Here is a 21,661-nt window from a genome sequence, read left to right as displayed (position 1 = left end):
GTCGAGGGGGAGCGCATGTCGGAGTCGGGACTGACACAACTGGGCGACGGGGTGTGGGCGTTCCTGCGCCCGTCGGGCGGCTGGGGCGAGGCCAACACCGGGCTCGTCGTCGCACAGGGCACCGCGTCGCTCGTGGTGGATACCGTGTGGGACGTCGCGTGGGCAAAACGTGTCGCCGAAGTGCAGCAACCGCTCGTGGCCGACGCACCGATCACCGAGGCCGTCAATACTCACTCCGACGGCGACCACTGGTGGGGCAACGACACACTTCCCGCCGGGACACGCATCACGACCAGTGCGGCGGCACTGGACGGAATGCACGAGGATCTGCCTCCGGCGGCGCTGACCGCGATGGCCTTTGCCGGCGAGCTGATCGGGTGGATGCCCGGACCGGTCGGCGCGGCCGGGTCCTACATGGCCCGGGTACGGGCCGGCGCCCGGTTTCCGCGCCGGACGCCCCGCTTCCCCGACCACACCTTCGACGAGACCCACCGGCTCACGATCGGCGACCGAACCGTCGACCTCGAACGGCTCGGACCGTGCCACACCGCGGGCGACCTCGTGGCGCACGTGCCCGACGCGGGCGTGGTCTTCGCCGGCGACATGCTGTTCATCGGGACGACGCCCATCCTGTGGCACGGCCCGCTCGAGAACTGGATCGCGGCGCTCGATCGGCTGCTCGCGTGGGACGCCGACGTCTACGTTCCGGGTCACGGACCACTGTGCGGCGCCGACGAGATCCGTGAACTACGCGCGTACTGGGTGTGGTTGAGCGAGGCCGCCCGCGCACGATACGACCGCGGAATCGCGGCCCACCAGGCAGCACGAGAACTGGCTCGCAGCACCGAATTCGAACGATGGAACCACTGGAGCTCACCGGAGCGGATGGTGCTGAGCCTGAGCACCCTGTTCGACCAGTGGCACGGAAACCCACCCGGACCACCCACTGTGCTGCGCCGCGCGCGGGCGTTCGCCGACGCCGAAACTCTTCTGCGCGAAGGCTTGTTCTAGGACAGATGTTCCGACGCCGGATGCGACGTGCGCGTCCAGTCCGACCCCACAGGCCACTGGCCAGGTCGACCATGTCGCCGTTGTCGAATCCGCCGGCCTCGACTCGGTCGGATGCCATGCAGATGCCGGTCAGGACGTGCGGAGTCGTGCGATTTCATTGCGTGACTCGACGACGTCGGGAGTGTCGGCTCCCTTGCTGGCCGCCAGATCAGCACACAGGTCCACCGCCCCGCGGACCAGGTGTCGGCGACGCCGGCGTTCGGCACGACTGGTACCAGCCTTGACATACTGCCGCTGCTGCCGCCAGCCACCAGCGGCCGTCACCTCGCCGTCCGTCAGCACTCCGGACTCGACTTCCGGGGCGAAGGACATCACGAACGAATTGAGCCTCTCGAGGATGCGCCCAGACGAAAGCGATCCACAGCGCCGTCAACGCGAAGATCGCGTCGCCGAGCGCGATGACCAAGGTCAGAGCCCTGCTGCCCCCGGAGATCGCGACCAGCGAGTTCCAGATGCCGTGGGCCACGATCGGGGCCACGATCAACGCCACTCCCCGTCCGATCCGACGCGGCTGGGCAGCAGAGCCGATCAGATACATCACGCCCGCGCAGAAGAGCGCGGTGAACAGGGGATGCGAGATGATGTCGGAGAAGGTACGTATCGCAATCGATCCGACGAGACCGTCGGTCTGATGCGCGCCGAAGCCCTGGGTGGCCCCGGCAACTGAGTACATGAAGTCTTCGCTGGTCTGGAAACCGAGCCCGATGAACGCACCGAGGAGTAGTCCGTCGGTCACGGTGCGCACCAGGCGCGGTGCGAGGGCGAGAAGGACCACGATTCCGATGCCCTTGGCCGTCTCCTCGACCAACGGGGCCGAGAGAGCCGCGTACCAGTCCTGGGCCCACACCTGCCCGAACAGTTTGGTGTAGAGGGAGCCGAGTGCGCTGTTGCCCGGTACGGCCATGACGAATGTCGCTGCTGTTGCGCCCCACACGAAGCCCGTGACGACGAGCCCCAGCGGCTGGCGTTCGAATCGGTCGATGTGCCGGAACCACCACCCCCACACGATGACACTGATGACGGCGACGATGCCGGCAACGAGGAGTGCGCGCCCGAAGTACCCGGTATAGGGGGTGACCACCACCTGCCAGCCCTTGACCGCGCCGACCCCGCAGAGCCACAGATACATCCAGAAGACCACGTTTCGTGGTTGGACGAACCGGAACTTCTCGCCCCACGCGGTCTTGTCGAGCGCCGCTGATCGTGATTCGAGCAGTGCAGGGCTCACTGTCCGTTCCTTTCAGTGGTTCCCATGCCGGCGAGCATCGCCTGGATTTCCTGGCCACGGTCCGCGATTTGATCGGGCGGGCCGACCACCTTCACCCGCAGGCCGGTGCCGTCGGCGACGAAGGCTGTCACCGACCCGGCAGTGCTGGGTGTGTCGAATCGGACCTGGACACCGGACAGGCCTGCGTCGGTGGTCACCGGCTGCGGGGCGCTGGACAGGGCGAGCACGGAGTTCCCGTTCGAACCTATGGCATCGACACCTGTGGCATCGATCTGCGACAGCAACTCGTCCGCTGTACCGTCGAACTTGTCGGCTTTGACAGAGAACGTGACATTGCCACGGGTCAGAGCGACCTGCGGAACTGAGTCGGATGCGCCGTGTTGCCCGACACGGAATCCGCTGTCGACGTTCCACCCGGGGACGGGTGCGAACGAAATCGTGTCGGTCACCGCCAGCCGATCGCCCGCAATGACAGGATCCTCGGAAGACACCGCAGAATCGATGGCCGGCACGATCACCACCCAAAGGAGCCACACTGCGAGGATCGCCAGTGCATGCGGGAAGACGCGTGTGTCGAGTCCGAGGAATCGGTGGTCAACCGGTGGACGCCGGCCAGGTGAAAGGGACCCGGACCTCGATATCCCACTCGCTGCACTACTCGATGTCTACGCTCCTGGTCTTCAACATGGCGGGATGGACTGGGGCTGCCCCCCGGCCGTCTCGTCGGCCCGTCGGTAGTCGGGGCCCGGCCGCGTCTGTTACCCGGGTTGATCTTCGCAATTCCGACCAGCGCACTAACCGATGCGCCGCTCGACACTTGAGTTGTCACGTCGAATACATCAAGCACAGGCTCGCACCTGCTCTCGGCTCAGTGCAGAGGAGCATTCCGTATCTCGAGGCTAACACCGATGCGGCGAGAGCCGGTGCTGGTTTGATATACGACGTTGTCGCGCAACGTCGCCCACAACACGTTCGCACTGCGCCGCGCCAACGCCAGGACCGCTTGTGTGTGACGTCTTCCTTCGCTGCGTTTGCGGTCGTAGTAGGTCTGGGACTCTGGACTGGATCGGATGCTGGGCTGCGTCGACAGGCAGAACACTCGCAGCAGGCGGCGATGACCATCCGACCACTCGTATAGGGTTGTTCCACTGGGCCTTTCGTGTCGTAGATGGTCAGGGAGAGTCTGTTATCCGAGAATCGGTCGGTTCCGTCCGAACGTCGTGTCGAACAGGGTGCTCCACGCCGATTCCCATGGCCGGCCCTCGGGTAGATACAACGTCAACCGGCGCGCCGACAACGCGATTCGAGCAGGGATCGACACAATGGTCCGCCGGACGGTGCCAGTGGTGGCCTGGACCAGCTTCGGATCGCCGGTGACTGCAGCCGCGGCGCGGGTGAGATCGAACGCCATCACCACACAAACCAGCCACGCAGCATTGGCAGTGAACCGAGACGACAGTAAATGAGCGAGAGGGGAGCTCTTTCAGGTCCGCGTGGACCTGCTCGATGATCGCGTGATGGCGGTGGAGCTTGTCGGCGACGACATCGAGATCGGGGGCGTCGACAGTGGTGAAGAAGGCATGAAATCGCCAGACGTCGAACAATTCGTCCTGGCCCTGGTCCGTCTTCGGCCACAGGTCGGGATACGCCGTACGCCCACCCGGCCCGGAACCCGGTGGGCCTTCTTCTTCGAGGCGATCGCGGTCTTGATGGGTGAGGTCAGGCGGACGGTGACCGAGACATCGGCGCCGCCGCGCAGCGCCGCCGAGATGGTGGGATATCCGTAGAGAACGCCGAGCCCGCCCGCGCCAGCGGTCTGGGCGTGGCCTGTGCCGTGGTTCGCGTCCCAGATCGCGATCATCGCGTTGACGGTGCCGATCATGGGGCCGGTGGTCGAGGCGTTGGGGTACAGCCCAGTGTGGTTCGGTATCTTCGTCGTGCTGCTCGCTGAGATCGGGTTGGTGACGCCGCCGCTCGGGTTGAATGTGCTCGTTGCGTCGAAGTCGGCGAATCGTCCTGTCGGGGAAGATTTCTGGGGGGGAGTTTCCGTATGCGGTGGGTCTGTTGGTGTTCGGTGTGATCTTCCTGATGTGGCCGGACATCGTGATGTGGGTTCCGGAATCACGTTGAGCCGTCGACGGGTACTGATGCCGATCGCCGACGCTTCTCCGTAGCGCTCACCGACACTCCCTGTTCATTTGCACTACCAAAGAGTCTCCTTCAACGCTTATGACCTCTGGCCACCCACCAGCCAGTCGAGAGAGACCCACATGCCGCGCTCCGGCGAGCAGATCGTCAAGAAATGCCAACGACGCCTGACCGGGATGCCAAGGCGGATCCACCGTTCATCGGGCACTCCCTCCTGCGGCCACCGGAGGTTCGCGGGGGAGCACGTTGCGGAACCGGTTTTCTCGGAATTTACAGCCACAGCACGCCGATTCCGCGCCCGAAAGGTCGGTTTTCGCTGATCAAGGGTGGGTTCAGGAAGACCCGGCACGATGGCGGGTCTAGTGTGCGACGACGTGAATACACGCACGAGCGCGTGGCCGGGTCCGCTGCGGCGGATCAGCGCGCAGGTGATGCGCAGTCCGGCCCGGGTGGTGGCATCGAGTTTCGCTCTCGCCCTGCTGGTGGGGACCGCCTTGTTGCTGGTGCCGGCCGCGACGCAGTCCGGGGTCGGTGCCGCAGTGTTGCCCGCGTTGTTCACCGCGACGTCCGCGGTGTGTCTCACCGGGCTGATCGTCGTCGACACCGCCACCTACTGGTCCGGATACGGGCACGCGGTGATCGTCGCGCTGATCCAGGTCGGGGGTTTCGGCATCATGACGATGGCCTCGCTGATCGGCTTGGTGCTGGCCAACCGCATCGGGTTGCGGGCTCGGCTCAACGCCGCCGCGGAGGTCCGTACCTCCGGCCTGGGGGATGTGCGGTCGGTCGTCGTCGGGGTGGTGCGCACGAGTGTGCTCATCGAAGCGGTCGTGGCTACGGCGTTGGCGGTCCGGTTCGTGATCGGTTACGACGAATCCGTCCCACGGGCGGTGTGGCTCGGGGGCTTCCACGCGGTCTCGGCGTTCAACAACGCCGGTTTCGCGCTCTACAGCGACAACATCATCGGGTTCGCCGACGACCCCTGGATCTGCGTGCCACTGCTGGTCGCGGTGGTGCTCGGCGGTATCGGCTTTCCGGTGTTGTTCGAGATCGGGCGGCATCTGCGCGGCCGCAGGCGCCGGTGGTCGCTGCACACCCGGCTGACGGTGACGGTGACCGCGGTGTTGCTGGTGCTCGGCCCGCTGCTGGTGATGGTGCTCGAGTGGGGCCACACCCTCAGCGGCCACCCGCTCGGGGCGAAACTGCTGATTGCCACTTTCCAGGGGGTCATGCCGCGCACAGCCGGGTTCAACAGTGTCGACTACGCCCAGATGGACGAGGCAACGCTGCTGGTGACCGATCTGCTGATGTTCATCGGTGGCGGCAGCGGCGGCACCGCCGGCGGTATCAAGGTCACTACCTTCGCGGTGCTGCTGTTCGTCATTCTCGCCGAGGTGCGCGGAGAGAAATCGGTGACGACCGGACGAGTAGGCGCATCGATCCCCGGGTGCAGCGCCAGGCCCTGTCGGTGGCGCTGATCGGGGTCGCGCTGGTGGTGATCCCGACCCTGGCCCTGCTCGCAGGCACCGGATTCGACCTCGACGCGCTGCTGTTCGAGGTGATCTCCGCGTTCGCCACGGTGGGACTGTCCACCGGCATCACCGCGCAGCTACCGGCCTGGGGACAGGTGATCCTTGTCGTCTTGATGTATCTGGGCCGGATCGGTCCGATCACGCTGGTCGGTGCGCTGGCGGCCCGGGAGAACAATCGACGTTTCGAACGTCCCGTAGAAAGGCCCTTCATTGGCTAGAAAACCCGCTGCCGACGTCGTCGTGGTCCTCGGCCTGGGCCGCTTCGGCAAGTCACTGGCGCTCGAGTTGATGACGCAGGGCACCGAGGTGCTCGGCATCGACTCCAGCGAAGCGGTGATCGACAAGGTGTCGAGCCGGCTCACCCATGCCGCGGTCGCCGACACCACCGACGAGGAGTCCCTGCGACAGCTGTCGGTGCACGAATACGACCGGGCGGTCGTGGGGATCGGCTCCGATCTCGAAGCCAGCCTGCTGACGGCCTCGGCGCTGATCAACATGGCGGTGCCGAACGTGTGGGCCAAGGCGATCAGTAACGCGCACGCGAAGATCCTCACCCAGATCGGGGTGCATCATGTCGTGCGGCCCGAGCACGACATGGGCAAACGCGTCGCGCATCTGGTGCGGGGCCGGATGATGGATTACATCGAGTTCGATGACGGTTTCGCCATGGTCAAGACCGGCCCGCCGGCGTTCATGGTCGGCCAGCCCTTGGCGCAGACCACCATTCGTAGCCGGTACAAGGTCACGGTGGTGGCGATCAAACGTCCCGGCGAAGGGTTCACCTATGCCACCGCCGACACGATTGTCGCCCCGGGCGACACCATCATCGTCTCCGGTCAGGTCCGTGACACCGAGCGTTTCGCCGAGCTGACCTGAGCCCCGTCTCGTTGTCGGATCGGGGTCTCTGCGGGTCGGGCCGGTCAGCGGCAGCAGTTCGGGTCGAGCACCGCGCGCAGGGCGTCGAGGGCTTCGGTGCGCACTCGGTGATAGACGTTCATGCCCCGGCGGGTCGAGTCGACCATCCCGGCTTTGCGGAGTTGTCCGAGGTGGTGGCTGACGGTCGATTCGGCCAGACCCACCGCGTCGGCGAGGTCACAGGTGCATACCTCGCCGTCTTCGGCAGTGAGCAGGATCGACATGAGCTGGATGCGGGTGGGATCGGCCAGTGCCTTCAGCCGCAGCGCGACCTCGAGGGCCGCTGCGGTGTTCATCGGAGCCGCCGAGACGGGGGTGCAGCAGATCGGCGCGGTGATGTCGACGACGGGCAGAGTCTTGGGCATGGTTTCCATGCTCCCACCTTCTTGACATATGTCAAAAAGGAGCGGACAGTGAATCTCGTTAATTCGATGTATGTCTCACAGGTGGAGGTTCTCATGTCCCGCGTTCAGCTCGCCCTCAACGTTGACGACCTGCAGCAGTCGGTGACGTTCTATTCGAAGTTGTTCGGTACGGCGCCGAACAAGCTCGAGCCCGGCTACGCGAACTTCGCACTGACCGAGCCGCCGCTCAAGCTCGTGTTGCTCGAAAACCCTGGCAAGGGCGGCTCGATCAACCACCTCGGCGTCGAAGTGGAGTCCTCCGACAAGGTCCATGCGGAAATCGCACGACTGACCGGCGAAGGGTTGTTCACCGACGAGGAGATCGGCACCACGTGCTGTTTCGCCACCCAGGACAAGGTGTGGGTGACCGGTCCGGCCGGGGAGAAGTGGGAGGTCTATACCGTCCTCGCCGACTCGGAGACGTTCGGTTCGAGCCCGCAGCACCTCGACGGCCCGCAGGCGTCCGAGGCCGGTGTGTGCTGCGGTACCGCTTCAGCAACCCCGGAACAGCAGGAGGAGAAGTCGGCGGCCACCGAGGCCTCTTGCTGTTGAAGTCGCGACCGTCAGCCTGCGGTTGGCCGCGTGGCCAGCTCCGCGATCAGGGCCTCGACCTTGGCTTTGATCTCGTCACGGATCGGGCGCACGGTCTCGACGCCTTGGCCGGCCGGGTCGTCGAGCACCCAGTCGCGGTAGGACTTACCCGGGAAGACCGGGCAGGTGTCCCCGCACCCCATGGTGATCACCACATCGGAGGCCTGCACAGCGTCGACAGTGAGAATCTTGGGGTTCTGCGCGGAGATGTCGATGCCGACCTCGGACATGGCCTCGACGGCGGCCGGGTTGACCTGGTCGGCCGGGGCGGATCCGGCGGAGCGGACCTCGACCCGGTCCCCGGCGAGGTGCGTGAGGAATCCGGCGGCCATCTGGGAGCGGCCGGCGTTGTGCACGCACACGAACAGCACCGAGGGTGTGGAGTTGGCGGTCGTGGAGTCGGTGGTCATGTAGGTAGAGGGCCCTTTCGTGAGGGAAGGTCCAGTGGAGACGGTGTCGAGTTCGGTGAGCAGAGCGCGCACCCTGGCGTCTCGGGCTACGGCGCGGTGGGGGTGGCTTGGTCGGCGAAGCGTTTGCGCAGCGCCAACGAGACATAGATCAGCGCAACCAGGATCGGCACTTCGATGAGTGGGCCGACCACCCCCGCCAGCGCCTGTCCGGATGTCACGCCGAAGGTGCCGATCGCCACGGCGATGGCGAGTTCGAAGTTGTTGCCTGCCGCGGTGAATGCCAGGGTCGTAGTGCGCTCGTAGCCCAGACCGATCGCGGCGCCGAACAGGAACCCGCCGCCCCACATCAGGATGAAGTACGCCAGCAGGGGCAGGGCGATGCGCACGACGTCGAGCGGCTGCGAGGTGATCTGCTCACCCTGCAAGGCGAACAGGACCACGATCGTGAACAGCAACCCGTAGAGCGCCCACGGTCCGATCTTCGGCAGGAAGGTGTCCTCGTACCAGGTGCGGCCCTTGGCCTTTTCACCGAAGTGGCGGGTGAGGAACCCGGCCACCAGGGGGATGCCGAGGAAGATCAGCACCGACTTGGCGATCTGCCACGGCGAGACGTCCAAGGTGGTCTGCTCGAGGCCGAGCCACCCGGGCAGCACCGACAGGTAGAACCAGCCGAGGACGGCGAACATGAGCACCTGGAACACCGAGTTGATCGCGACCAACACGGCGGCGGCTTCGCGGTCACCGCACGCGAGGTCGTTCCAGATGATCACCATGGCGATGCACCGGGCCAGACCGACGATGATCAGGCCGGTGCGGTATTCGGGCAGGTCAGGCAGCAGCAACCAGGCCAGTGCGAACATCAGGGCGGGCCCGAGGATCCAGTTGAGGATCAGCGACGAGATCAACAGTTTACGATCGCCGGTGACGGTGTCGAGTCGGTCGTAACGCACCTTCGCCAGCACCGGATACATCATGATCAGCAGACCGAGGGCGATCGGCAATGAGATGTTGTCGATCTCGAGGACGCCGAGCGCGTCGCCGAGCCCGGGGATCATCCGGCCGAGCAGCAGGCCGGCGACCATGGCGATGCCGATCCACACGGCCAGGAAGCGGTCGAGGGTCGACATCTTGCCGGCGACGGACCGCTTGTCGGTAGTGGTGGTCACGAGTGGGTCTCCTCGAGGACGATGGCCGGGGTGCAGGCCGAGGTGGGCAGCACGCCGGATTCGGTGGCGAGCACCGCGGACAGCTGTTCGAGCGCGGCGGGGATCACCCGGTAGTACACCCAGGTGCCGCGACGTTCGCAGTCGAGCAGGCCGGCTTCGCGCAGCACCTTGAGGTGGTGCGAGATGGTCGGTTGCGACAGGTCGAATGCGGGGCTGATGTCGCACACACAGCTCTCGCCGCCCTGGTGGCTGGCGATGATGCTGAGCATGCGCAGGCGCACCGGGTCACCGAGGGCTTTGAACATGCGGGCCAGGTCGCCGGCCCAATCGGAGGTGAGGGGCTCACGCGACAGGGGTGGGCAGCACGGCTCACCCTCACTCGGCAGCTGATTCGACATATGTCTATATTGACCATCATCAATTCAAGCGTCAACTCGAGTTCATCCCGGAAGGCCGCCTACCGCGAACGCATCGTCGGCCCGGTGCGGCCGAGGCGCTTTCGGACCGATTTCCTGACCGCAGGCGTGCGGACCCGAACGCCCGCCACAGCGACATTCGCTCTGGCGGGCGGGAAACGGGTGAACGCGCCTACTTACGCCCGGCCTGCCACTGCATGCCCCATCCGTACTGACGGTCGAGGTCGGACTGGCTGCCGTTGACGTACTCGACGAGACGCTGCACAGTCACACCCTGCCCGGTGCTCTGCAGCATCGCGATCGCGCAGATGCGGGCGCCGTTGTTCGGCGAATCGAGACGGACCTCGATTTCCTGGCCCGAAGGCTGGGTGAGAGTGATGACGCCATCGACGGCGGCCCAATTCGCTGCGCCCTCGTAGATCATGGCGAAGATCAGCACGCGCTTGAACAGTTCGGGGCGTTCGAGGTTGATGTGCATGTTCTCGCCGCCCTGGGCGGAGCCGGTGCGGTCGTCGCCGTCGAGGTGGATATACGGCGCGGAGTTCAGCGCTCCGAAGCTGTTCCCGAGCGCCTGGATGACGCCCTTCGAACCGTCGGCCAGCTCGTAGAGGCACCCGAGGTCGAGGTCGACCCCGCCGGTGGCACCGGTGAGCTTGGCGAGGAAGCCCTTCTTCTGCTCACCGCGCGACCAGTTGAGATTCACGCGGACCACGCCCTGTCCCGCACCGCCCTTACTGAGGCTGACGGTCGGGGATTCTTTCGTCAGGTTGATCTTGCTGAGGTTCACTCCACTGGACCCTTGCTCGGGCTTCTTGTTGTAGTCGATGGCCATGTGCGTGCCTTTCACTGAGTGGTGTGCAGGTGTGCAGGTGCCGGATACGGAAAATGGGAGCCCTCGGCCCGAAATCAGGTCGGGGGCTCCCATCGGGCTCAGTGCGATCAGACGGACACTTCCGCCTTCGCTTCCTTGCGGTTTCGGTAGATGCTCGACCCGAACGCCGCACCGATCAGGACGATGCCGACGAGGCCGGTGATGAGCTCCGGGACATGAGTACCGATCGAGTACAGCAGGATCAGTGCGAGCGCACCGATCGCCCAGTGGGCTCCATGCTCGAGGTAGACGTACTCGGACAGCGTCCCCTTGCGGACAAGGTAGATGGTGATCGACCGGACGAACATGGCACCGATGAAGCCGAGACCCAGCGCGATGATGATCGGGTCGGACGTGATGGCGAAAGCACCGATGACACCGTCGAACGAGAACGAGGCGTCGAGGACCTCGAGGTAGAGGAACAGGAAGAAGCCGGCTTTACCGGTTGCCTTCGCGAGGCCGCTCGGCCCGCCGGTCGGTTCCTCGTCCTCTTCGGGGATATGGAACATCTCGCCGAGGCCGTTGACCGCAATGTAGGTGATCATGCCGAGTGCACCAGCGATCATCACGGTCGAGACCTTGTCGTCCGGCGCGATGACCGTAGCCGTGATGAGGAGCAGCACGACCGCGATGACGACCTCGAGCTGATCGAGTTTGCCTGCCTTCGCCAATGGCCGCTCGAGCCATTCCAGCCACTTGATCTCACGTTCTTCGAGGATGAAGTGCAGGAACAGCATCAGCAGGAACATGCCACCGAACGCCGCGATCTGCGGGTGGGCGTCGGTGATCAACGTTTCGTAGCTGGGATCGCCGTTGGGGAAGTACGCAGCGCCATCCGCCGGGGGATTGAGCGCGAGGTCCAACGCTGCGATCGGTCCGAGGCCCGACGCAACCCACACGATGAGCAGCGGGAAGACCAGACGCATACCGAAAACGGCGATGAGAATGCCGATGGTGAGGAAGATCTTCTGCCAGAACTCGCTCATCCGCCGCAGGACGGTCGCGTTGATGACCGCGTTGTCGAACGAGAGCGATACCTCGAGGATGCCGAGGATCACACAGAGGAACAGGGCTTGGGGGCCGCCATAGAGGAAGGCAACCACCAGAGAGACGACGGTGACGGCGAAGGACGCACCGAATATTCGCAGTACCACGAAGCGTGGCCTTTCTTTTCGACTTCAGGGCTATGCAGGGTGGTTACTGCAATCCGGCGAATGCAGATCCGGTCCCGGCATCGAGGCACAGGACCGGATCCGATTATCGGCGACTGTCAGACGTTGACGCCGTAGTCGCGGGCGATGCCCGACAGGCCGGAGGCGTAGCCCTGGCCGATCGCACGGAACTTCCACTCTGCGCCGTGGCGGTAGAGCTCACCGAACACCATGGCGGTCTCGGTGGAGGCATCTTCGCTGAGGTCGTAGCGGGCCAGTTCGGTGCCGTTGGCGCGGTCGACGACGCGGATGTAGGCATTGCGGACCTGGCCGAACGACTGGCTGCGAGCGTCGCCGTCGTAGATCGACACGGGGAAGAAGATGGACTCGATGTTCGCCGGGACGGCAGCCAGGTCGACGTTGATGACCTCGTCGTCGCCTTCGCCCTCACCGGTGCGGTTGTCGCCGGCGTGCTCGATGGAGCCGTCGGGCGACTTCATGTTGTTGAAGAAGACGAAGTGCTGGTCGGAGACCACCTTCTTGTCGGCGCCCGTCGCAATGGCACTCGCGTCGAGGTCGAAGTCGGTGCCGGTGGTGGTACGCACGTCCCAGCCGAGGCCGACCGCAACTGCGGTGAGGTTGGGGGCTTCCTTCGTCAAGGAGACGTTTCCACCCTTGGTCAAGCTGACGCCCATGCGGGGTCCTTTCGATCGGTCGTCGACGCACCGAGGCGGTACGTCCGGTTTTCGCGCGTGTTCCACCACAGTAATAGGTGGGAATGAAGTACGCTCCTGTCCACTGTGCCCAGTGTTGCGGGCCACGGTGGCGAAGACCGGGCGACCAGTACCATTCGGTCTTGTGGCGAGCCGATGGACGCGCCGCCTCTTCGGCGGCGGGAACTCCGAAGACCCCGCAGCTCGTCGTGCCCATGACGCGATGGTGGCTGCGTTCCTCGATATGGATCGACGTCAGTCGGTCGCCGAAGCAGGCGTTGCCGAGTCTCACGAACTCGCTCCCGAGCGGAATCTGCGCCGGCAGTGGGAACCGATCAGACAGAGCTGCTATCGCGCAGCCGAAGAATACCTACAACTCGCGCACACCGAACCCGACCAGGAATTGGCGTCGACGGCCGACTACGAACACGCCATTCGTCGAATAGGCGACGCAACAAGAATTCTCGATGAATTCTACGAGAACAATCGCGGTCACCTCGAGCATGTTTCCGCACTTGCCCAGACGGTTCCCCAACTTGCACATCGGGTTCGGGCGGAAGCCCGAGTCGCGCTCGAGTCGTTGCAGGCCCCCGAACGCGCAGCGTTCGCGCACTATCGATCGGTGGCTATCGCCACCGAGACACTCGAGAACGCGCTGCGTTCCCTGGACTCCGCTCGCGGTACCAGCGCTCTGCGCGCAGGAGCACATGCGGTCGAGGAAGCCACGAACACTCTGCGGCAGGCTCTGGCCGACGCCCCCGGACGTCAGAATGAGGCGCGCAACACCGTGGCGTCGGTCACCACCCGGTTGAACGCAGTGCGTACCCGGGCAGAGGGTCTGCCACCTGCATATTCGTCCTTGCTCCGTGAATTCAATGCCGCGAGCTCGGCCGATCTGTCCGACAATGCCCGACAGGCCGAGGCACTCCTCGAGCGCGCAGACGCACGCCTCGGCGAAGCACGCCGAACCGCGGACGACGCCCGGCCCGAACTCGCACTTGATCTCGCCACCGAGGTCCGCGTCGATCTCGCCGCCGCCGAAGAACTCGTCGATGCCGTAACCGACCGACTGGCGACTTTGCGCGCCGTCCGGAAGAATCCGGAGGCCAAGGTCGACGAGGTGCGGTTCCGCTTGCGTGATGCGCAGCTGCTTGCCGTGCAGCGTGACCTGACCGCGGAGTGGGGGTCGGTTCTCGACGCTCAATTGGACCGGATCGACAGGGCGGTCGATTCGCTCACCGGCGTCCACCCGGACTACTGGGCCTACGTGCGCGATCTCGATGCGGTGTCGGATTTCATCGCCACAGTGGTAGAACGAATGAGAGGACGGGCCAACGGCCGATGACGGGGGCAACTTTCACGAAGGCGCAGACGATGCGCCATTTTCACCACCTGGATCGGACCACGCTCGAGAGGTTGTTCTTTCGTGCGCCGCAGTCGTTCGGCGATGGTGACGACCGCGAGCGCCTCGCGGTCGCTCTCGGTGCCACGCTGTACGTGCCCGCGACCCGCAGCGACCTGACCGCAACGATCCTGCGCCGGGCGAGCGAGGGCGTCACGTCGATGGTCCTCGATCTCGAGGATGCCGTCGCCGATCACGAGGTGGAGCAGGGACTTCGCGACGCGGTCGCCACTCTCGACGAGCTTGCCGCACAGGGTGACGACCCGATGCTTCTGTTCATCCGTGTCCGCACGGCCGACAGCATCGACCGCATCGCGGACATCCTCGGCGACGGTGTGCGAGTGCTCACCGGGTTTGTGCTGCCCAAGTTCGATTCCGTCGGTGGCCGCGAGTTCCTCGAAGCAGTGGTGCGCGCATCCGACCGGCTCCGCAAGCATCTGTACGCAATGCCGGTCATCGAATCGACCTCGGTGGTGCACCGAGAGACCCGCGACGAAGAGTTGCGCGGCATCTCACAGTTGCTCGCCGAATTCCGGCAGCAGGTGCTGGCCGTCCGAGTCGGGGCGACCGACATGTGTGCGACGTTCGGAATTCGGCGCGACCGCGACCTGACCATCTACGACGTGCGGGTCGTCGTAGATGTGATCGCCACCATCGTCAACTATCTCGGCCGCACCGACGGCACCGGATTCGTCATCACGGGCCCGGTCTGGGAGTACTTCGCCGACCACGAGCGGATGTTCCGGCCGATGCTCCGGGCCACTCCGTTCGAGGAGCAGGACGCCGTGCTCTTCCGGCAACAGCTCGTCAGTCGCGACCTGGACGGGCTGCTGAGGGAGATCGCGCTCGACCGCGCCAACGGCATCCAGGGCAAGACCGTGATCCATCCGTCGCATGTCGCGGCAGTACACGCATTGTCCGCGGTGACACACGAGGAATACCACGATGCCATCGACATTCTCGAAGTCGACACCGGCGGTGTCCGAGCGTCCGGGTACGGCAACAAGATGAACGAACGTCGGCCGCACCGAACTTGGGCACAGCAGACCCTGGTACGCGCATCCGTTTTCGGGGTCACCAACAAAGGAGTCTCGTTCGTGGACCTGCTGACTGCACTGGTGGTCCGATGACCGACACACTTCGTCCCAGCTGGGCAACAGAGACATTCGGGCTCGAGTTGCATCATGACCTGACGTCGACGGGATACACCGTCCTCGAACTGGTCGAGCCGGGCCTGCGCCGAAACCCGCGCCGCGCACACCTGCTGGTTTCGACGGTGCTCGGCAAACACCTGCCCACCGATCCCGCTGTGGTGCTGGCCGCGGGCAACAGGCTCGGCGAGCTGGTCGCCGACGTCCTCGGCCCCGAGGCCTCCGATGCGGTTGTACTTGGGTTCGCCGAAACCGCAACGGGATTGGGCCATTGTGTTGCCGACAGGCTGGCGGCGGCGTGCTACCTGCACTCCACGCGCCGCCACGTTCCCGGTGCCGACGTGTTCGCAGGATTCGAAGAAGGCCACTCGCACGCCACATCGCACCTGCTGCAGCCCACCTCGGGAGAACTGTTCGCGAACACTGCACCGTTGGTGCTCGTCGACGACGAGATCTCCACCGGCGCCACCGCACTCGACGCGATCCGGGCCCTGCACCGGCAGCAACCGCGGCCGCGCTACGTCGTCGCGTCCCTGGTCGATATGCGCTCGGACGGACACCGCCTGCGCACCGCTGCCGTCGCCGAGGAACTCGGCGCTCACATCGATCAAGTGAGCCTCGCCTGCGGACACACCGAAGTCCCCGACGGCCTGACCGCGCGTGTGACGGCACTCCCCGATCCGGACCTGAATCCCGTTGCACCACAGCGGGGAATCAGTCGATTCGTGACATTGCCGTGGCCGGATCACGTGCCCGACGGCGGTCGGCACGGCGTATTGCGTGCCGACGTCCCGGCGTTCGACATCGCCATCACCGCCGCCGCCAATGCGCTGTCGGACGCGCGGGACACCACCCGTCCGGCGATCGTGATCGGTCACGAGGAACTGATGTATCTGCCGTTGCGGCTTGCGGATGCACTCACCTCACGTGGAACACCAACACGGTTTCAGACCACCACGCGGTCCCCTGCGTATGTCCTCGATGTTCCCGGATATCCACTGCGGCGAGGATTCACCTTCGCCGCACCGGAATACATCGACGTCGGCCTCGAAGCGGAATCACCTCGCTACCTGTACAACGCGCAGTGGACCGACGCCGACGCGCGTCCCGAACTGATCCTGGTGATCGACGACCCGGCCGACACCGAACGCTTGCGTGGCCCGGGCGGGATACTCGATGTACTGACGGCAGCGGGCGAAGACGTACTCGTCGCCGTGGTGCCGTCCACGGATCCGGTGAAGTTGCGCCGATCCAGGGAAGGTCGTGTCAGGGAGGACAACAAGTGACCACACCGTTGACCGGGCCCGATTTCGGGTCGTACGCCGCCGACGAGGTGAGCTGGCTCCTCAAGGACCTGTCCCACGTCGACCTCGAAGGCGGCATCACCGAGCGGGAGGCCAGAATCCAGGCGGGACTTGCCCACTACGCCGAGTCCCTCCCCATCGAGTACCAACCCGACGCCGCCTACCGTGAGTTGTTCGACAAGGCCCTCGCCACTACCGCGCCCCGTCTTGCGCAGGCCGTCGGCACCGTCACCGAGTTGCTGCTCGCCGAACGCGGCACCGACCTGAGCCTCGTGTCGCTGGCCCGGGCAGGCACCCCGATCGGAATTCTCATCCGGCGCTGGGCACAGCAGCATCACGACCTCGATCTTCCGCACTATGCCGTCTCTATCGTGCGCGGACGCGGAATCGACAGGGCAGCACTCGATTACATCACCGAACATCATGACCCGAAATCCGTGGTGTTCGTCGACGGCTGGACCGGAAAGGGCGCCATCGCACGGGAGCTCGCGGCAGCGCTCGCCGAGTACAGCGCCTCTGGCGGTCCGGTCCTGTCGAGTGATCTCGCAGTACTCGCAGACCCCGGACATTGCGTGCGCACGTTCGGCACACGCGACGACTTCCTCATCGCGTCGGCATGTCTGAACTCGACCGTGTCCGGCCTCGTCTCACGCACCGTACTCAACGACGACTTCATCGCACCGGGCGAATTCCACGGCGCCAAGTTCTATGCCGAACTCGCACGAGACGACGTCTCCGGTGTCCTTCTCGACACCGTGGCCGCCGAGTTCGGCGATCGCGGTGCTGCCGTTGCGCAGGCCAGGAAGGTCTCGGACTCCGACCGCGAGCCCACCTGGGCCGGTTGGGAATCGGTTGAGAAGGTCCGCATCCAGTTCGGCATCTCCAGTGTCAACTTCGTCAAACCCGGTGTCGGTGAAACCACACGTGTACTCCTGCGGCGCGTCCCGTGGAAGGTACTCGTGCGCGACATCCACGCCGACGAACACGCCCACATCCGGATGCTCGCTTCGGCTCGGGACGTGCCCGTGGTGGAAGTCCCCGACCTCGCCTATTCGTGCATGGGCCTGATCAAGGATCTCCCGTGACCGCCACCGCGCTCATCGCAACCGATCTCGATCGCACGATGATCTACTCGCGCGGCGCGATGGGCGAAGACCGTTTCGCCGCAGGCGGGCTCGTGTGCGTCGAATACTACGAGGGTGCTCCGCTGTCGTATGTGACCGAGAAAGCGGCGCTGGGGCTCCGGGAACTCGCCGCGACTCTGCCGGTGGTGCCCACCACCACGCGCACTCCCGAACAGTTCCGCCGCATCGATCTCCCTGGCGGTCCCTGGCCGTACGCCATCACGAGCAACGGGGGAGCGATCCTCGTCGACGGCGACGCCGATGTGAGCTGGCGGCGAGGCATCGACGACACGGTGCGCGCATCCTCCGCGAGCCTCGACGAGGTCGTCACGGAGCTCAGGCGACGCATATCCGACGATTGGGTCTCGAAGCTCCGGATCGCCGAGGACCTGTTCTGTTATCTCGTCGTCGATGTCGCCGCCCAGCCCCGGGGCTTCATGAGCGACTGGAGCGCGTGGTGTGCGGGTCACGGCTGGAATGCCTCACAGCAGGGACGCAAGATCTACTCGATGCCCGACCCCGTGTGCAAGAGCCGCGCAGTCGCGGAGGTGCACCGACGGCTGACGGATGCGGGACTGCTCGCCTCTGGCGCGCAGGTGTTCGCGGCAGGCGACGGTGCACTCGATGCCGAGATGCTCGCGTCCGCCGACTCGGCGATACGCCCCCGGCATGGAGAGCTCGAGTCCATGAACTGGCAGCATCCGACGCTTACCGTCACGGAGAGCACGGGCATCACGGCCGGTGAAGAGATCCTCACCTGGTTCACCCGGTCAACAGCAGTACCCGTCGCTTCGTAGAGTTGGTGGCGGTGTCATCACCGCCGACCCCGCCCCTATGCTCAACCGTCCACCCGCCGACACAGTGAGGACTTCGATTTGTCCAGCCCGCTCGCCAAAGGCCAGAACGGCCCCCTCAGCGCAAACGACGTCGTCGTTTCCCTGGAACTGACGACACCGGCAGACCTGTCTGCACTGTTGGTCAAGGCCGACGGCAAAGTCCGATCCGACGCCGACTTCGTCTTCTTCAACCAGCCCACAGGCCCCGGTGTCAACCTTGTGCCCGGTGCGCCCGGACAGGCCGCGTCGCTCGCGGTGTCGCTCGGTGCGGTTCCGGCCGATATCGAGCAGGTACGCGCAGTGATCACCCTCGACGACGCGTCGAGCAGCTTCGGGCGCTTCGCGCCTCCCACCGCGCGAGTGTCCGACGCGAACGGCACGGTGCTCTACGAATACCGGATCGAGGGCCTGAGCACTGAATCCATCGTGATCGCGCTCGAGCTGTATCGCCGCCAGGGCGCTTGGAAGGTCCGGGCGGTCGGGCAGGGTTACGCCGGCGGGTTCGCGGCGCTGGTGACCGATCACGGCGTTTCCGTGGACGATGCTCCGGCAACCCCCGCTGCGTCGCAGCCTGCGCAACCCGTGGCACCCCCGCCGCCTGCACAACCCGTGGCGCCCCCGCCGCCTGCCTACAACCCGCCCCCACAGCAGCAGCAACAGTTCGCGCCACCTCAGCAGCAGGTCAACCAGGCACCCCCCACGCCCACCGGGCCGCCCGAGGTGAGCCTGACGAAGAGTCGTCCGGTGAGTCTGGTCAAGGGGCAGAAGGTCACGCTCCGCAAGGATGGCGGTGTCGCACTCAGTTTCCTGCGGATGGGCCTCGGCTGGGACCCCGTCAAGAAGAGCGGCCTGTTCGGCAGCCGATCGGCCAACATCGACCTCGATGCGTCGGCGGTGATGTTCGCCGATCACAACATCGTCGACGTCGCCTACTACGGGCAGCTCACCGCGAAAGACGGCTCGATCCAGCACCAGGGCGACAACCTCACGGGCGAGGGCGCAGGCGACGACGAGGTGGTCCTCGTCGACCTCACACGAGTGCCCCCGCACATCAACACGGTGATGTTCATCGTCACCTCATACAAGGGCCACACCTTCGAGCAGGTCCAGAACGCATTCTGCCGCCTCGTCGACGGCACCACCAACGACGAACTCGCCCGCTACACGCTTCAGGGCGGAATGCCGTTCACCGGCATGGTGATGGCAAAGGTGTATCGCCAGGGCAGCGAATGGAAACTGCAGGCCATCGGTGAAGGCATCCAGGCCAAGCATCCGGGCGAGGCTGCGCCGCAGCTCGGTCGCTTCCTGGCGTCGTAACGTGAACGGAGTGTTCTCTCCGGGGCAGAACGCTCCGTTGACAGCCCGAGCCGTCCGTTTCACCGTCTCGGCCGACATCCCGACCGACCTGTGTGCGTTCGTGGTCGACGACCGCCTGCAGGTCGCTTCGTCGGACGACGTCGTGTTCTACAACCAGCCTCGGACGCAGGGCGTTCGACTCGACGGCGACGCGATCGTCGTCGAGTTGGACGCCCTGCGCAGCGGTGCTCGCGTGTTGTGCGCGGTGGGCACGGATTCGGCCGTCGCCGTCTCCACCTCGTTGACAGATCCGGCGGGTGCACCGCTCGCCGCATTCGATGTGGAACCATCGGGCACCGAAACCGCACTGTTGTGCTGGGAGCTCTACCCGCACAGCGGAAACTGGAAAATGCGGGCCCTCGGTCAGGGCTATGCAGGTGGTCTGGGCGAGATGTTCACCGCGCACGGAGTCGAGGTCGACGACGATCCGCCGCCGCGAGAGCAGCTGCAGCCATCCGCACCCGCCACGAGCGATGCCACACCGTCGTTCGAGTGGTTGTGGAAGATCTTCGAGGATGCCTCACGATCCGCGGCGGCCTACGTGGCGGCCCACGAATATGCGCAGCACCGCCTCGACGACGAACTCTCCGCCGCAGTCTCCGATCCCGCGACCCGCACCGGCGCGGCAGCGGAAGCAGCACGCGCACTGGCCCACCGACGGTGTGAGGAACTGAACGCTGCCGCGGAGAAGCGGCACCGTGAGGACACTGCGAGTCTCACCGACGAACTCCGCGCAATCGACGTCACGCTTCACGCGTCGCTGGCATCGTGGACGTCCCCGGCCTGGAACACACTGCGCACGACCAGTGACGGAATCCGAGTGGGCGAGCTATCGGCACCCGAACGCGGAACACTCCGGGTGCCGCTGTGCGTGCCGTTGCCCATGCGCCGGCCGCTGTGGATCGACGGCGATGATGCGGCCTCACAGCAGATCGTCACTGCACTCGCGTTGCGTCTGCTCGCCGCGCAGCCCGGCACACGTATCGACGTCATCGACCCTGCGGGTGCGCTCGTCGAGCTCAGGGAGCTGACTGCCCCGGTGCTCGCAGGACCACCCGTCCTCGGTATCGGGGGTGTCGCGGCGAAACTGAAGGGCCTGGCCGACAGCGCCGAGCTGACAGCCCTGTCGATGTCCACCGATCCTGCTGCAGCACACTTGGAACCGCGCGTTCTCGTATTGGCAGGCATGCCTCACGGATACAGCAGCGCCGACCTCATTCAGATCATTCGGCTAACCCAGCTGTCCGGTGCGCAGCACATCTCGATCGTGATCGCCGGCGCAGCCGACTCCGTGGTCGATGATCCCGCATACCGGGCGCTACTCGAACAATCCCAGCACCTACCGTCGAGTGACGATGGGCATTTCGCGGATCCGTGGACCGGCAACGACTGGACTTTCACTCCCGATGTGATTCCCGCCGACGCGGTCCTGTTGCGACGCGTGGTCGCAACCCTCGGCACGGCGTAGCGCGAAGGGGAGGTTGTGTGCGACTTTCGTCGAATCTCCGCACACAACACCCCCTTCGGCTACGGTCACGGCACCGGCTCTAGCACCGCATCCATACTCGCAGCCCCCGTGTCGGGCACTCGGGGTTGATGCCATGCCTCCACGGGGAACGAGATGTTGATCAACGAGTAGCAGACGTGCAGGAGCCGGGTGGCGTCCTCGGGCAGGTTCTCGAGGTCGAACGTGTCGAGATACGCTGCGGCATCGGCGAGCCGGGGGAGAGCTGCGTCGTAGAACGCTTGCAGTTCGGGCATCGTGCTCTCGAGACGCCGGCCGTAGCGCTGCGCCTCGGTCGGTAGCGCCCAGTCGGCCCACGGCTCGAGGTCGGAGAACTCTTCGGGAAGCAACTGTGTCATAGCGGCTTT

The 21,661-nt window shown here is 65.3% G+C and carries 21 protein-coding genes and 3 pseudogenes; 12 read left to right on the top strand and 12 right to left on the bottom strand.

From position 1 onward, the window contains the following. Positions 1–15: 15 nt before the first annotated feature. Positions 16–1,011: an MBL fold metallo-hydrolase gene (locus MWU77_RS12875; protein ID WP_247273874.1), complete on the top strand. Its 996-nt coding sequence runs from the start codon at positions 16–18 to the stop codon at positions 1,009–1,011. Positions 1,012–1,219: 208 nt separating this feature from the next. Here MWU77_RS12875 and MWU77_RS12870 read toward each other — a convergent pair whose 3' ends face one another. From MWU77_RS12870 to MWU77_RS12855, 4 genes and pseudogenes are all read right to left on the bottom strand, one after another. After that, on the bottom strand, positions 1,220–2,299 hold the full coding sequence (locus MWU77_RS12870; RefSeq protein ID WP_247273873.1) for a PrsW family intramembrane metalloprotease: 1,080 nt from the start codon (positions 2,297–2,299) through the stop codon (positions 1,220–1,222). Continuing rightward, a complete protein-coding gene (locus tag MWU77_RS12865) occupies positions 2,296–2,811 on the bottom strand; it encodes a hypothetical protein (protein WP_247273872.1) in 516 nt (171 codons plus the stop codon). The genes MWU77_RS12870 and MWU77_RS12865 overlap by 4 nt, the downstream gene beginning before the upstream one ends. Before the next feature lie 356 nt (positions 2,812–3,167). Next, a pseudogene (locus MWU77_RS12860) lies at positions 3,168–3,413 on the bottom strand (hypothetical protein); the annotation flags it as partial. A gap of 72 nt (positions 3,414–3,485) precedes the next feature. Next, positions 3,486–4,111 (bottom strand): annotated as a pseudogene (locus MWU77_RS12855) (IS1380 family transposase); the annotation flags it as partial. 17 nt (positions 4,112–4,128) lie between these two features. On the opposite strand from MWU77_RS12855, the gene MWU77_RS12850 reads away from it, so the two are divergent. From MWU77_RS12850 to MWU77_RS12840, 3 genes and pseudogenes are all read left to right on the top strand, one after another. Continuing rightward, positions 4,129–4,473, top strand: coding sequence for a TRAP transporter large permease subunit (locus tag MWU77_RS12850; protein WP_247273871.1), 345 nt, complete (start codon positions 4,129–4,131; stop codon positions 4,471–4,473). 405 nt (positions 4,474–4,878) lie between these two features. After that, a pseudogene (locus MWU77_RS12845) lies at positions 4,879–6,197 on the top strand (TrkH family potassium uptake protein). Further along, on the top strand, positions 6,190–6,855 hold the full coding sequence (locus tag MWU77_RS12840; RefSeq protein WP_247273870.1) for a TrkA family potassium uptake protein: 666 nt from the start codon (positions 6,190–6,192) through the stop codon (positions 6,853–6,855). The pseudogene MWU77_RS12845 and the gene MWU77_RS12840 overlap by 8 nt, the downstream one beginning before the upstream one ends. Positions 6,856–6,899: 44 nt before the next feature. Here MWU77_RS12840 and MWU77_RS12835 read toward each other — a convergent pair whose 3' ends face one another. Continuing rightward, positions 6,900–7,259 (bottom strand): Rv2640c family ArsR-like transcriptional regulator, encoded by a 360-nt coding sequence (locus MWU77_RS12835; protein WP_247274121.1) that lies wholly within the window; start codon positions 7,257–7,259, stop codon positions 6,900–6,902. A 93-nt stretch (positions 7,260–7,352) separates the two neighbouring features. On the opposite strand from MWU77_RS12835, the gene MWU77_RS12830 reads away from it, so the two are divergent. Beyond that, positions 7,353–7,850: an ArsI/CadI family heavy metal resistance metalloenzyme gene (locus tag MWU77_RS12830; protein ID WP_247274120.1), complete on the top strand. Its 498-nt coding sequence runs from the start codon at positions 7,353–7,355 to the stop codon at positions 7,848–7,850. An 11-nt stretch (positions 7,851–7,861) separates the two neighbouring features. Here the strand turns inward: MWU77_RS12830 and MWU77_RS12825 are convergent, their stop codons facing one another. The 6 genes from MWU77_RS12825 to MWU77_RS12800 form a co-directional block, all read right to left on the bottom strand. Next, positions 7,862–8,299, bottom strand: a complete 438-nt coding sequence (locus MWU77_RS12825) for an arsenate reductase ArsC (RefSeq protein WP_169689419.1) — start codon at positions 8,297–8,299, stop codon at positions 7,862–7,864. A gap of 86 nt (positions 8,300–8,385) precedes the next feature. Continuing rightward, positions 8,386–9,426 (bottom strand): ACR3 family arsenite efflux transporter, encoded by a 1,041-nt coding sequence (arsB, locus tag MWU77_RS12820; RefSeq protein ID WP_247274119.1) that lies wholly within the window; start codon positions 9,424–9,426, stop codon positions 8,386–8,388. A 35-nt stretch (positions 9,427–9,461) separates the two neighbouring features. Beyond that, positions 9,462–9,863, bottom strand: coding sequence for a helix-turn-helix transcriptional regulator (locus MWU77_RS12815; protein ID WP_247273869.1), 402 nt, complete (start codon positions 9,861–9,863; stop codon positions 9,462–9,464). Positions 9,864–10,053: 190 nt separating this feature from the next. Continuing rightward, positions 10,054–10,713, bottom strand: a complete 660-nt coding sequence (locus tag MWU77_RS12810; RefSeq protein WP_169689416.1) for a tellurium resistance protein — start codon at positions 10,711–10,713, stop codon at positions 10,054–10,056. 107 nt (positions 10,714–10,820) lie between these two features. Next, positions 10,821–11,906, bottom strand: a complete 1,086-nt coding sequence (locus tag MWU77_RS12805; protein ID WP_247273868.1) for a DUF475 domain-containing protein — start codon at positions 11,904–11,906, stop codon at positions 10,821–10,823. A 116-nt stretch (positions 11,907–12,022) separates the two neighbouring features. Further along, positions 12,023–12,598 carry a TerD family protein gene (locus MWU77_RS12800; protein ID WP_169689414.1) on the bottom strand — a complete coding sequence of 192 codons (576 nt, stop codon included), beginning with the start codon at positions 12,596–12,598 and terminating at the stop codon, positions 12,023–12,025. 241 nt (positions 12,599–12,839) lie between these two features. Here MWU77_RS12800 and MWU77_RS12795 point away from each other — a divergent pair, with 241 nt between their 5' ends. From MWU77_RS12795 to MWU77_RS12765, 7 genes are all read left to right on the top strand, one after another. Further along, positions 12,840–13,961, top strand: coding sequence for a hypothetical protein (locus MWU77_RS12795; protein ID WP_247274118.1), 1,122 nt, complete (start codon positions 12,840–12,842; stop codon positions 13,959–13,961). 29 nt (positions 13,962–13,990) lie between these two features. Further along, positions 13,991–15,148: an HpcH/HpaI aldolase/citrate lyase family protein gene (locus MWU77_RS12790; protein WP_374229876.1), complete on the top strand. Its 1,158-nt coding sequence runs from the start codon at positions 13,991–13,993 to the stop codon at positions 15,146–15,148. Further along, positions 15,145–16,455 (top strand): phosphoribosyltransferase family protein, encoded by a 1,311-nt coding sequence (locus MWU77_RS12785; RefSeq protein ID WP_247273866.1) that lies wholly within the window; start codon positions 15,145–15,147, stop codon positions 16,453–16,455. The genes MWU77_RS12790 and MWU77_RS12785 overlap by 4 nt, the downstream gene beginning before the upstream one ends. After that, positions 16,452–17,558 (top strand): cysteine protease StiP family protein, encoded by a 1,107-nt coding sequence (locus MWU77_RS12780; protein WP_247273865.1) that lies wholly within the window; start codon positions 16,452–16,454, stop codon positions 17,556–17,558. The genes MWU77_RS12785 and MWU77_RS12780 overlap by 4 nt, the downstream gene beginning before the upstream one ends. Positions 17,559–17,596: 38 nt before the next feature. After that, on the top strand, positions 17,597–18,394 hold the full coding sequence (locus MWU77_RS12775; protein ID WP_169689637.1) for an HAD family hydrolase: 798 nt from the start codon (positions 17,597–17,599) through the stop codon (positions 18,392–18,394). A gap of 78 nt (positions 18,395–18,472) precedes the next feature. Continuing rightward, positions 18,473–19,750: a TerD family protein gene (locus tag MWU77_RS12770; RefSeq protein WP_247273864.1), complete on the top strand. Its 1,278-nt coding sequence runs from the start codon at positions 18,473–18,475 to the stop codon at positions 19,748–19,750. Positions 19,751–19,760: 10 nt separating this feature from the next. Further along, on the top strand, positions 19,761–21,257 hold the full coding sequence (locus tag MWU77_RS12765) for a TerD family protein (protein WP_247273863.1): 1,497 nt from the start codon (positions 19,761–19,763) through the stop codon (positions 21,255–21,257). A 65-nt stretch (positions 21,258–21,322) separates the two neighbouring features. Here MWU77_RS12765 and MWU77_RS12760 read toward each other — a convergent pair whose 3' ends face one another. Beyond that, positions 21,323–21,652, bottom strand: coding sequence for a hypothetical protein (locus tag MWU77_RS12760; RefSeq protein ID WP_169689409.1), 330 nt, complete (start codon positions 21,650–21,652; stop codon positions 21,323–21,325). Between the last annotated feature and the right edge of the window lie 9 nt (positions 21,653–21,661).

It is taken from the genome of Rhodococcus sp. F64268 (assembly GCF_023015605.1).
GTDB lineage: Bacteria > Actinomycetota > Actinomycetes > Mycobacteriales > Mycobacteriaceae > Rhodococcus.
Note: the sequence above shows the minus strand (reverse complement) of the source record. Positions and strands in the feature narration are given on the sequence as shown.

Excerpts from the sequence above, each read along its gene's own strand:
- MWU77_RS12875 (WP_247273874.1), top strand. The coding sequence starts at position 16 with ATGTCGGAGTCGGGACTGACACAACTGGGCGACGGGGTGTGGGCGTTC.
- MWU77_RS12835 (WP_247274121.1), bottom strand. The coding sequence starts at position 7,259 with ATGCCCAAGACTCTGCCCGTCGTCGACATCACCGCGCCGATCTGCTGC.
- MWU77_RS12830 (WP_247274120.1), top strand. The coding sequence starts at position 7,353 with ATGTCCCGCGTTCAGCTCGCCCTCAACGTTGACGACCTGCAGCAGTCG.
- MWU77_RS12825 (WP_169689419.1), bottom strand. The coding sequence starts at position 8,299 with ATGACCACCGACTCCACGACCGCCAACTCCACACCCTCGGTGCTGTTC.
- arsB (WP_247274119.1), bottom strand. The coding sequence starts at position 9,426 with ATGTCGACCCTCGACCGCTTCCTGGCCGTGTGGATCGGCATCGCCATG.
- MWU77_RS12815 (WP_247273869.1), bottom strand. The coding sequence starts at position 9,863 with ATGTCGAATCAGCTGCCGAGTGAGGGTGAGCCGTGCTGCCCACCCCTG.
- MWU77_RS12810 (WP_169689416.1), bottom strand. The coding sequence starts at position 10,713 with ATGGCCATCGACTACAACAAGAAGCCCGAGCAAGGGTCCAGTGGAGTG.
- MWU77_RS12800 (WP_169689414.1), bottom strand. The coding sequence starts at position 12,598 with ATGGGCGTCAGCTTGACCAAGGGTGGAAACGTCTCCTTGACGAAGGAA.
- MWU77_RS12795 (WP_247274118.1), top strand. The coding sequence starts at position 12,840 with ATGGTGGCTGCGTTCCTCGATATGGATCGACGTCAGTCGGTCGCCGAA.
- MWU77_RS12790 (WP_374229876.1), top strand. The coding sequence starts at position 13,991 with ATGCGCCATTTTCACCACCTGGATCGGACCACGCTCGAGAGGTTGTTC.
- MWU77_RS12785 (WP_247273866.1), top strand. The coding sequence starts at position 15,145 with ATGACCGACACACTTCGTCCCAGCTGGGCAACAGAGACATTCGGGCTC.
- MWU77_RS12775 (WP_169689637.1), top strand. The coding sequence starts at position 17,597 with ATGATCTACTCGCGCGGCGCGATGGGCGAAGACCGTTTCGCCGCAGGC.
- MWU77_RS12760 (WP_169689409.1), bottom strand. The coding sequence starts at position 21,652 with ATGACACAGTTGCTTCCCGAAGAGTTCTCCGACCTCGAGCCGTGGGCC.